11 protein-coding genes and 1 tRNA gene are annotated in these 9,323 nt (G+C 61.7%); 6 read left to right on the top strand and 6 right to left on the bottom strand.

Going from position 1 to position 9,323, the window contains the following annotated elements; all coding sequences use genetic code 11:
* Window positions 1–941: TrpB-like pyridoxal phosphate-dependent enzyme (locus VMX79_02600; protein ID HUV85982.1), on the bottom strand; the 941-nt coding region annotated here is incomplete at its 3' end.
* 337 nt (window positions 942–1,278) lie between these two features.
* On the opposite strand from VMX79_02600, the gene VMX79_02595 reads away from it, so the two are divergent.
* The gene (locus VMX79_02595; protein ID HUV85981.1) at window positions 1,279–2,430 is read left to right on the top strand and encodes a type I restriction endonuclease; all 1,152 of its coding nucleotides are present in this window, start codon (window positions 1,279–1,281) and stop codon (window positions 2,428–2,430) included.
* A gap of 74 nt (window positions 2,431–2,504) precedes the next feature.
* On the opposite strand, the gene VMX79_02590 is transcribed toward VMX79_02595, so the two are convergent.
* From VMX79_02590 to VMX79_02575, 4 genes are all read right to left on the bottom strand, one after another.
* On the bottom strand, window positions 2,505–3,320 hold the full coding sequence (locus VMX79_02590; GenBank protein ID HUV85980.1) for an ABC transporter permease subunit: 816 nt from the start codon (window positions 3,318–3,320) through the stop codon (window positions 2,505–2,507).
* Window positions 3,317–4,240: an ABC transporter ATP-binding protein gene (locus VMX79_02585; GenBank protein ID HUV85979.1), complete on the bottom strand. Its 924-nt coding sequence runs from the start codon at window positions 4,238–4,240 to the stop codon at window positions 3,317–3,319. The genes VMX79_02590 and VMX79_02585 overlap by 4 nt, the downstream gene beginning before the upstream one ends.
* A gap of 129 nt (window positions 4,241–4,369) precedes the next feature.
* A complete protein-coding gene (locus VMX79_02580; protein HUV85978.1) occupies window positions 4,370–5,209 on the bottom strand; it encodes a hypothetical protein in 840 nt (279 codons plus the stop codon).
* A 37-nt stretch (window positions 5,210–5,246) separates the two neighbouring features.
* On the bottom strand, window positions 5,247–5,393 hold the full coding sequence (locus VMX79_02575) for a hypothetical protein (protein ID HUV85977.1): 147 nt from the start codon (window positions 5,391–5,393) through the stop codon (window positions 5,247–5,249).
* A 141-nt stretch (window positions 5,394–5,534) separates the two neighbouring features.
* Here VMX79_02575 and VMX79_02570 point away from each other — a divergent pair.
* Window positions 5,535–5,616, top strand: a tRNA-Ser gene (locus tag VMX79_02570).
* A 14-nt stretch (window positions 5,617–5,630) separates the two neighbouring features.
* Here VMX79_02570 and VMX79_02565 read toward each other — a convergent pair.
* Window positions 5,631–6,296 carry a class I SAM-dependent methyltransferase gene (locus VMX79_02565; protein ID HUV85976.1) on the bottom strand — a complete coding sequence of 222 codons (666 nt, stop codon included), beginning with the start codon at window positions 6,294–6,296 and terminating at the stop codon, window positions 5,631–5,633.
* 138 nt (window positions 6,297–6,434) lie between these two features.
* Here VMX79_02565 and VMX79_02560 point away from each other — a divergent pair, with 138 nt between their 5' ends.
* Genes VMX79_02560 through VMX79_02545 form a run of 4 tightly spaced genes read left to right on the top strand, consistent with a single transcriptional unit; the run spans window position 6,435 to window position 9,252 of the window.
* Window positions 6,435–8,216, top strand: coding sequence for a helicase-associated domain-containing protein (locus tag VMX79_02560; protein ID HUV85975.1), 1,782 nt, complete (start codon window positions 6,435–6,437; stop codon window positions 8,214–8,216).
* Window positions 8,217–8,675, top strand: coding sequence for a hypothetical protein (locus tag VMX79_02555; GenBank protein HUV85974.1), 459 nt, complete (start codon window positions 8,217–8,219; stop codon window positions 8,673–8,675).
* 14 nt (window positions 8,676–8,689) lie between these two features.
* Entirely contained in the window at window positions 8,690–8,926 is a 237-nt protein-coding gene (locus VMX79_02550; GenBank protein HUV85973.1) for a hypothetical protein, read from the top strand.
* Window positions 8,927–8,943: 17 nt separating this feature from the next.
* Entirely contained in the window at window positions 8,944–9,252 is a 309-nt protein-coding gene (locus VMX79_02545; protein HUV85972.1) for a hypothetical protein, read from the top strand.
* Window positions 9,253–9,323: the final 71 nt, after the last annotated feature.

Genomic DNA, 9,323 nt, shown 5'->3' with positions numbered 1-9,323 from the left:
CCGTAGTCCGCGAAGTCGAAGCGATACTCGCCCTGGAGGTTGGGGGCCGCCTCGCTCTGCGCCGCGACGAACTTGATCTTCTTCCCCTTGGTCAGCGCGTCGCCGAAGAAGGGCAGCGCGAAGCCGCCGAAGTTGGAGCCGCCGCCCAGGCACGAGGTGACGACGTCGGGATAGTCGCCGAGCTTCTCGAACTGCTTCTGGGTCTCAAGGCCAATAACGGTTTGGTGCAGCAGGACGTGGTTGAGGACGGACCCCAGGCTGTACGTGGCCTTGGGGTCGCCGGCCGAATCCTCCAACCCCTCCGAGATCGCGATGCCCAGCGAGCCGGGGTGCTTCTTATTTTTATCGTAGAGCTCCTTGCCCACCTTGGTGAGGGGGCTGGGAGAGGCGTGGACTTCGGCGCCGTACATCTTTATCAGGCGGCGCCGGTCGTCCTTCCAGTCGTGGACCGCGCGCACCCAGAAGACAGTGCACTTCAGGCCGACGAGGGCGCAAGCGTACGCCAGCGCGGTCCCCCACTGGCCCGCGCCGGTCTCGGTGGTCATGCGCTCGAAGCCCTGCTCGCGGGCGTAGTACGCCTGCGCCAGCGCGGTATTGACCTTATGGCTGCCGGTGGGGCTGTAGAACTCGGCCTTGTAGTATATCCGGGCCGGCGTCTCCAACCTCTTCTCGAGCTCCGTCGCCCGAAAGAGCGGCCGCGGCCTCCCCGCTTTCAGGTATAGCTCCTGCAGGTCCGGCGGGATGTCGATCCAGCGGTCCTCGGCGAACTCCTGCTTGAGGCACTCGCCGATGAGGAGGTTGGGGAGCTGCTCGAGGCGGCTGGGCCCCTCCTCCGGGTCCTGCGGCGGCGGCAGCGGCTCGGGCAGGTCCGGCAGGATGTTGTACCACTGCTTGGGGAGTTCGTCGGCTATTAAGTTGATCATTACGGGCTTCTTGGCCATACGCCGGCTCCTTCTCGAAAAGAACTTATTCGGATAACTACGGATAAACTACGAGCGCCGTTAGCGTGGACTGCAAATTTAAAACGTGGTGCCGCGGATGTCAAGGGTAAAACGGTAAGGAATACTTTTGGTGCTTCGTCATCCTAAGGATTCATCATAACGCCGGTACCCGGGGTATTAATAAAGAGCTAAAAATATTAACTTGCTAAAACGGTAATAATAGCTTATATTAAAAGGGGGTTAGGCTTCAAGGAATAAATATGAATACGATACGCCGCTTTGAAATAGGGAGCGATAGCAATTCGAATAGTCGAATCCGGCGAGGAGGAATAATACGATGAAAAAACTAGCTCAAAATATAAACGATATATCGGCGAAACTAGATAAATGGCGGCGACGGTCGCTAAACGAAGCTTCTACTAGAACGATAATAATAGAACCGATTCTCGAGGCGTTAGGATGGGATATAAGGGACCCCGACGAGGTCGGAATAGAGTATCCTACTGTTGATAAAAAGGCGGTAGATTACGCTCTAAAAATTAATAAAAAGCCTATACTGCTGATCGAAGCTAAAGCCCTCAACGACCCCCTTGAGGACGTTAAAGCTATTACCCAAATAATCGGTTACGCAACCAGCGACGGCATAGTCTGGTGCGTTCTCACTAACGGCGTTAAATGGAAAGTTTACAGGAGCGTAGAAAAATGCCCGGCCCCTGATAAGCTTATGTTTGAAGTTTCACTCGACCTAAACGAAGCCGCAGCCCCAGACGCCACCGACCTTGCCCGGCAATTGTGGCGGGTTTCACGAGAGGAGATCGCGAAAGGGACTTTAGATGAGATAGGCGAAAGGACGTTTACCGACGGCAAAGTGAGAAAAGCTATAGACAAGATTATGAGGGACCCGCCGAGGCGTTTCATCAACTTAATTAAGAATGCCGCCGGCGACGAAAATTTAAAACCCCAAAAAATAAAAGAAAGTCTAACGCGCGTTTGGGCCATGATTAGTCCCGAAGGCGGAATCGACGTTCCTGAAACCGCGGAAATAATACCGGAAATAGATAAAACTACAAAATCCGAAAGGGCTTTAAAAAGTTGGGAAACGAGGCGGCGTAAACGACCGAAGAAAATATATACCGAGTCGCGCCATATAGAAGGAAAACCCGCCGAGGTCCTAGAGTTGTACCGAAAGCTCGATAACTTTTGTTTTTCTTTAAAACCGGGGATCGTAAACAAACAATACATAGCTAAAACTATAAATTACCTGTGCGCCAATAAGTGTTTTTGTTCTATCCATATACTTCGAAACGGCCTACGCGTTTGGTTGTATTTGAAATATAATCGGGTCGAGAACCCTCCGCCATTCTCGCGCGACGTATCCAATATAGGCCACTGGGGCGGGGGCGACTTCGAATTGGGCGTTACCAACGCGACCCAACTCGAAGAGAGTTTCCCATTGATTAGGCAATCTTTCGAAACCCGTTGCCGCTAAACCAATAAACTAATAAACCAAAAAGCCCCGCCGCGGCGGGGTTTGCTTTTCGCCATAACCCGTTAACGGAACTGCTACACGTCCCGCCGGGCGTACAGCGCCCACGTCGCGACGAAGAAGAGGACGACGTAGACCGCGGCCGTGGCGACCGTCAGCCAGCCGTCGACGCCCCAGGATTGCCCCTTTAACAGCTCGGCGGCTCGCAGCTGCACCCCCGCTATGGGCGGCGCCGCGGCGAAGTAGACCTCGGCGCCCCACCGCACGTACCACGGGAGCTGCAGGCCGGCCTCCTTGTAGCCGCCGGTCATGAAGTCGCGCAAGGCGCCTATCGCCGCCGGGAAGCTGCCCAGGTAAATAATTATCCCCAACATACCGGCGACTACGCGCGGCAGAAACATGCTGAAGAAAGCCACCAGCGCGACGGCGAGCGCGAGCGCGAGCGACGCGACCCCCACGCCGAGCCAGAGCGTCCAAGGGAAGACGTGCGCGCGCAACAGCGACAGCGCCGACGCCAACGCCGCGAGCGCCGCCGCCGCCGCGAGCGCCGTCAGGAAGACGCCGAGGAGTTGCCCCAGCAGGACGTGCGAGCGGCGCACCGGCTTGGACAACAGGAACTGCGCCCGGCCGTCGTCCAGCGGCCGCGACGCCGCGCCCATCGCGAGCATCACGGCGAACAACACTCCCCACGCGACGGCGATGTGGTAGGAGACGGCCCGGGCGATAGCGAGCTGCTCCTCGGCGGCGTAGACGTGGCTGCCGCTGTAGAGCTGCGCGCCGAAGAGGCACCCGGCCACTATGAGGAACAATATGCCGACGACGCCGAATACGACGAGCGTCCGCGACGCGAACGCGCGCTTGAAAAACTCCCACGCTACGAGCCAAACGGTCACGCCGACGCTTCCTCCCCGGCCTTGCCGACCACGGACACGAACAGGTCTTCCAGGCTCTGGCGGCGCGTCGTCAAGGCCGTGACGACGCAGGCCGCCGAGGCCGCGGCCTTCGAAACGTCCGAAGAATCCTTGCCGGGCAACAGCGTCAGGGCGAAGCGATTGCCGGTCGCGTCGACGGCGCTCGATATTTTCTCGAAAGCTTCGCGCGCCGCGGCCGCCGGCCCCTCCAGCTCTACCTCCACGACGTTGGTGGGCTTGAGCAGTTCCGCGAGGTCACCCTCGGCCACCAGCCGGCCCTCTTCTATTATGCCGACGCGCGAGCACTGCGCCTCGATTTCGGCCAGGATGTGGGAGCTCACGACGACGGCCTTGCCGCGCGCGGCGTAGTCGCGGACCAGCGCCTTGACGAGGTGGTGGCCCAGCGGGTCGAGGCCCGCGGTGGGCTCGTCCAGGAAGAGGAGGTCGGGCTCATTAACGAGCGCCTGCGCCAGGCCCACGCGCTGCAGCATCCCCTTGGAGAAACCGCCCATCCGGCGGTCGGCCGCGTCTTCGAGCTCGACCTGTGCGATTAGCTCGTCGGCGCGTCGCGCCGCCTCCGCTCGCGTCACGCCGAAGAGCCGCGCCGCGAATCGCAAGTACCGCCGCGGCGTGAGGTACGGGTACCGCACCGGGAACTCGGGGAGGTAGCCGACGCGGCGCCGGAGCTCCGGCTCGCGCCAGTCGTCGCCGAAGAGGCGGACCTCGCCGCCGGTGGGCTTCACCAGGTCCAGCGCGACCTTGATGGTGGTCGTCTTGCCGGCGCCGTTGCGGCCTAAGAAGCCGAAGACCTCGCCCGCGGCGACGGCGAACGACAAGTCGTCGACGGCGGTGACGCCGCCGAACCTTTTGGTAAGGTCTACGATTTCGAGGACGGGGGCCATAAAAAAAATCGGCGGCATTATACGATTAAACGCCGCTTAAGTAAACAATTCTCTAACAGCCTTGACGCCGGCCGCCGAATTACTACTTATCTATGTATAAAGGGCCTTTATTTAAATAGGAAGAGAGTATTACATGTAGCCTATTGTAATTTCCTTTATCGTATTACGGCCGTCGTAATCAAGGCCGAAGAACCAAAAACGTAATCGGCGGGTATAAAAGTCCCAAGTATAAAAATAGTATTCGAATTTATCGGGAAGTATGAAATACCCTTTTCCCCCCTTCGGTAAAACGCGGAGGTAATCTCCAGCACGGCGGTCCCAATCAGTTTCCCTACCCCTACTGATAGCAGAATAGACCTTCGACCTATATATCCCCGCCGGGTCGTCGCATACATATACGCCTTCGGGCGGTTCTCCAAATTCGTAACCCCCGCATATAGAAAGGTTATGCCAATAAAAAAGGTAGAGCGTTATATACGCCGCCTGCTCCAAACCCTCCAACGTTTTAAATTTCGGGTCCTTGTCGAAAAGCGCCGCTATATCCGCGATAACGCGTTCGTCCCCCGCTACCATCCACGGGTCGGGAATCCTTAGATCTCTTATATATTTATGCGAAGGGCTTTCAAGGTCGTCCGCTTCCGGCTTGTATATAGCGCTCACGCCGCCGTACCAATCGGCCGATATATTTACGAACACGTAATCGTTTAAAGCGCTGAACTCGTAGCCGTACTCGGCTTCCTTGAAATCTTGGAATAGCTCCTCTTTTGGTACTTTCATTATTAAAGCCCTCGGAACTACCCAAACAGGATTTTGCCGGTAACTAAGATAAAACAACTCCTTTGCGAACTCGTCCGTTCCGCGGTCTATACTTACGTGCCTAATCTCTAATAAACTGTCTAGTTCTTTCGTTTCGGGGACTGCCCCCGCCGTTAACGGCAGCACTACGGCCAATATAAAAACTAAACGCATTTAAAAACCCCTTCAACCTAGCCCGCTGTATTAGCTCCTACCAGTTTAATATCGGCTCATCCAAGCTACAGCCGCAGAACGGCACGCCGAAGGCCATCGGGCCGGGTTTGTACTTAGCCCGGAAAAACGAAACCGCCGCTGCCGCGAACGGCGCGCCGGTTGGATTGTATCCTAAATTAACCATATTCCCTTCCTCGCCATCTTAAGTAAATTATATACCCGAACCCGTTCGCGAATCAAACACTTTCTTCGTTGCCGAAATCGCCATCCCCCGCGAACATCGCCTTGACGCGGGCTCCCGTTTCCGTTATCATTAAACGTCCCCGGAGGGCTCGCCTAACGGTATGGCAGCGGATTTGAAATCCGCCGGCCTCACGGCCTTGGGGGTTCGATTCCCTCGCCCTCCGCATCGCGCCGCCCCTCACGGGCGGCGCATTATTATCACGTAATGCGAGCGCGCGACGCCGAGCGAGGCCAGCGTCTCCGCGAGCCAGCGCCACTTGTTGACGAGGAAGTGGACCCAGCGGAAGCGCAGGCCGAACTTGTACGTCGCGAGCCGCCAGCCGGGAAAAAGCTCGCGGACTTCCCCCAGCTCGAGCCCCCGCGGGAGCCCCTCCTTCGCGCGCTCGACGAAGTCGTACCAGACGAAGACGCCGCCGTCGGCCAGGACCCGGCCTATCTCCCGGGCGGCGCGCTCCCGCGCCTCCCCCGGCGGCAGCGACGAGAACAACAGCGACTGGAAGACGACGTCGAAGGCGCCGGCGCGGAACGGCAGCGCCGCGGCGTCGCCGCGGACGAAGCGCACCGCCGCCGCGGTCTTGGCGCGGCCGTCGCGAAGCGCCTCGATATCCCGGTCCAGGCCGACGCAACGCCCGGGCGACGCGCCCATCTCGACAAGCAGCCGCAGCAGGTTGCCGCGTTCGCAGCCGTCCTCGAGCAGCCGCTTCCCCTCCAGCGCGACGCCCTCGCGGCGCAGCGCGCGCGTCAACGCCAGCTCGAGCTGGTACCGGTAGAAGAGCGCCAGCGGCTTGAAGAGCGTCCAGTAGCCGCGGCTCGAGACGTACTCCTTCTCCGCCTTAGATAGCATTATTCGGAATCCAAAACCGTTCCGCCTGCGCGGACTACTCCTATATCTATAACCTCAGGCCGGGCCGGCGTCAACCCAAATGATGACCGTACGCCCGCCGGCCTTGACCCCCGGGAGTGGGCGTGCTAATATTGTAAAATGTTCGACGGCCTTCCCGAACCCCTCTCCCTCGAAAGCGGCCTCGCCGCCCTCGAGCTGGAAGACCTCGCGGCCATCGCCGGACACGTGGGCCTCCACGAAGAGCTGACCTCCAAGGCACGCCTCCTCGCAAGCATCCCCGAGCGCCTCGCCGACCGCAAAGCGGTCCGGCGTTTCGTCCGCGAGCTCGAAGCGGACGCGGCGGAGGTCCTCTTCGTCGCCGCGGCCTGCGAAAAACTGCTGGCGGTCCTCGGCCCCTCCACCCTCTTCCGCTTCGGGGCCACGGCCCCCCCTCAGGACGCCGTAACGCGCGGCCTGCTGCTGCCCGACGCCGCTACCGGCCTGTACCGGCCGGCGGCGGAGATATTGCCGCACGTCCACGACGAGGCCGCCAAGCAATTCGCCGCCCCGGCCGCCGAGCCGCCGCCGCGAGTCACGACCCTCGAGCCCCCCTCCGCGTTCCGGGACGCCGTCTCGAGCTGGTGCTACGTAATCAAAAACCCCATAACGCTGACGCAGAGCGGCTCCACCCCCAAGCGCGCGCTCGCGAAACTGGCGCCGCTGCTGGAGGTGGCGGAGGAGGAAGCGCCGCGGGCCGCGGCGGTCGAGGGTTTCGGGTACAGCCGGCTCGAGCTCTTGGCGGAAGACCTGGAACGTCGCGGCGCATTAGCGCGGGACGACGGCGAACTCCGCGCCGCCGGATGGTTGGCGGAAGACCCGGCTCGCGTGGCCGCAAATTATAACGCCGACCTGACTCGAGCCGTAGTGGAAGAGGACGGGACGGCCGGCGCCCTCCTCGCCGCGTATTTGTGCGCGCTGTCGCCGGCGGGTCAATGGCGGCCCGTCGCGGATGCGGTCCGGAGTATTCTCGGCGTAGCCCCGGACGCCGACGGGGCGAACATACGTAAGGGCCTTTTCGCGCTGTTCGTAAGCGGCGTTTGCGCCGCGGGCGCGGCCGACGACGGCTCGCTCCTCTTCGCCCGGGCGAAGGAGCTGGACGAATTGAAGCGGCCGCCGGCGCAACCCGCCGAACCGCGGTTCTTGCTGGGCGGGAACTTCGAGCTCAAGGTCCCCTACGACGTGCCGACCGAGACCAGGCTCAAGCTCGAGGCGTTCGCCGAGCAGACGAGCGGCGGCCGCCTTCCGTCGTACCGGATATCCAAGGCCACGTTCTACCGCGCGCTGGACGCCGGCGTCGCCGTCGACGAAGTGCTGTCCTTCCTGGAAAGCCGCGTCTCGAAACCGGTCCCGCAAAACGTGGCGTTCTCGCTGCGCGGCTGGGCCGAGCGATACGGCAAGATATCCTTCTACGACCACCTCGTCGTCGCCGCGGAGACGCCCGAAACAGCGGACGAAATCGCCAACCTGCCCACGGTCGCGCCGTTCGTCAAGGGGCGGCGCGAACTGCACGCCGTCGAGATATCGCGCGAAGCTTACGCCGCCGTCCGCGACGCCCTCACCTCGGACGGGTACCTGCCGCGGTCGTTGGGGGGCGAGGCCGAGGCCGACGTCTCGCCCCGGGCGCTGTTCGACGCCGGCTCGCGCCGGGCCGCCGAGGACGGGACGCCCGAGCCGGAGGCCGAGAACGCGGCCGCCGTCGTGGAGTTCGCGGTCGCGCACGGCAAGGCGCTGAAACTCTGGCTCGAGGGCGAGGAGGAACCGGTGGAGGTCGAGCCCTGCAAGATAACGGTGCAGCGCGGCCGGGCGTACCTCCACGTCGCCGGCGACGGCGACCGGACGCCCATACCCGTAGCCGCCATCGCCCGGGCGACGTTTAAATAGATGACGGGCCGAAAGGAAACGCCGCCGTCGCTGAGTTGGCGCGCCTGGCCGCTGGTGGAATATCCGGCGCGTTCGGCGCTGGCGGCCTTCGCCGTCGCCGGCACCGCCGCGGCCATATACTTTATTTGGGACAGCGCGCTCTTCGCGGTCCCGGGCGCCGTCGTGCTGGCGCTCTCGCTCCACGGCCATATCCTACCGCGGCGCTTCCGCCTCGACGACGACGGCGTTTTCGTCTCGGTGATAGGAATAAAAAAACGCCGGCCGTGGGATTACTTCCACTCCTACTACGCCGACCGGCTGGGCGTCATGCTCTCGACCTTCACGTATCCGTCGCGACTCGACTCCTTCCGGGGCGTGAACCTGCGCTTCGCCCGCGACAACCGCGACGACGTCGTGGCGTTCGTCGCGGCCAGGCTCCCGGCCGCGGAAAAGAGAAGCCGCCGGCGCTCGAGCGGCTAACACCGGAGGACCCGTTGGCACGAAAATCCACATGGCGGAGCGCGCTGACGTACGCGGCGTCGTTCGTCTTCCCCTTCTTCGGCGTCGCGTACGGCGCGCTCGAGATGTGCAAGGGGGAGGAGGCCAACCGGCGCCGCGGCAAAATTTGCCTCGTTCTGGGCATCGCGGCGCTCGTGCTGGTGTGCGTGGGCGGCGCGGTGTGGCTGGCGCTGGGGCTCAAGGCCGGCTTCGGCTTCCTTCTTCCGGAATAAAAACGAAAGGCCGAGCGATGGCGAAAGCGAAAAACCCGGTCGAAGCGGAGACGGCGGCGGAAGTCCCGCCCGAGCCGCGATGGCTGTTTTACGGCGTGTCTTTCGTCCTACCGATAGCGGGCATCGTCCTGGGGGCGCTGTACCTGGGCAAGCCGGACGCGGCCAACAAGGAGTTCGGCAAGTACTGCCTTATCGCGGCGCTGGTGAACTTCGCCATCGGCGTGTCGGTCATCCTGTGCATGGTGCTGTTCTACGCGGCCTTCTTCCTGGTCTATATCGGCCTCATCGCCGGGTTGTTCGGCGCCGCGGCGGGCGGCGGCTTATAACCGTCGCGCCGCTGTATCTCCCTCTTATTTAAATTACGCCGACGAAAAAGCGGCCCGAGCGGGCCGCTTTC

The sequence above is a fragment of the bacterium genome (assembly GCA_035529855.1).
Lineage (GTDB): Bacteria > RBG-13-66-14 > B26-G2 > WVWN01 > WVWN01 > WVWN01.
This window is presented reverse-complemented; position numbering and strand designations above follow the sequence as displayed.

Coding starts and splice junctions, on each gene's coding strand:
- VMX79_02595 (HUV85981.1), top strand. CDS start 1,279: ATGAAAAAACTAGCTCAAAATATAAACGATATATCGGCGAAACTAGAT.
- VMX79_02585 (HUV85979.1), bottom strand. CDS start 4,240: ATGGCCCCCGTCCTCGAAATCGTAGACCTTACCAAAAGGTTCGGCGGC.
- VMX79_02580 (HUV85978.1), bottom strand. CDS start 5,209: ATGCGTTTAGTTTTTATATTGGCCGTAGTGCTGCCGTTAACGGCGGGG.
- VMX79_02575 (HUV85977.1), bottom strand. CDS start 5,393: ATGGTTAATTTAGGATACAATCCAACCGGCGCGCCGTTCGCGGCAGCG.
- VMX79_02565 (HUV85976.1), bottom strand. CDS start 6,296: ATGCTATCTAAGGCGGAGAAGGAGTACGTCTCGAGCCGCGGCTACTGG.
- VMX79_02560 (HUV85975.1), top strand. CDS start 6,435: ATGTTCGACGGCCTTCCCGAACCCCTCTCCCTCGAAAGCGGCCTCGCC.
- VMX79_02555 (HUV85974.1), top strand. CDS start 8,217: ATGACGGGCCGAAAGGAAACGCCGCCGTCGCTGAGTTGGCGCGCCTGG.
- VMX79_02545 (HUV85972.1), top strand. CDS start 8,944: ATGGCGAAAGCGAAAAACCCGGTCGAAGCGGAGACGGCGGCGGAAGTC.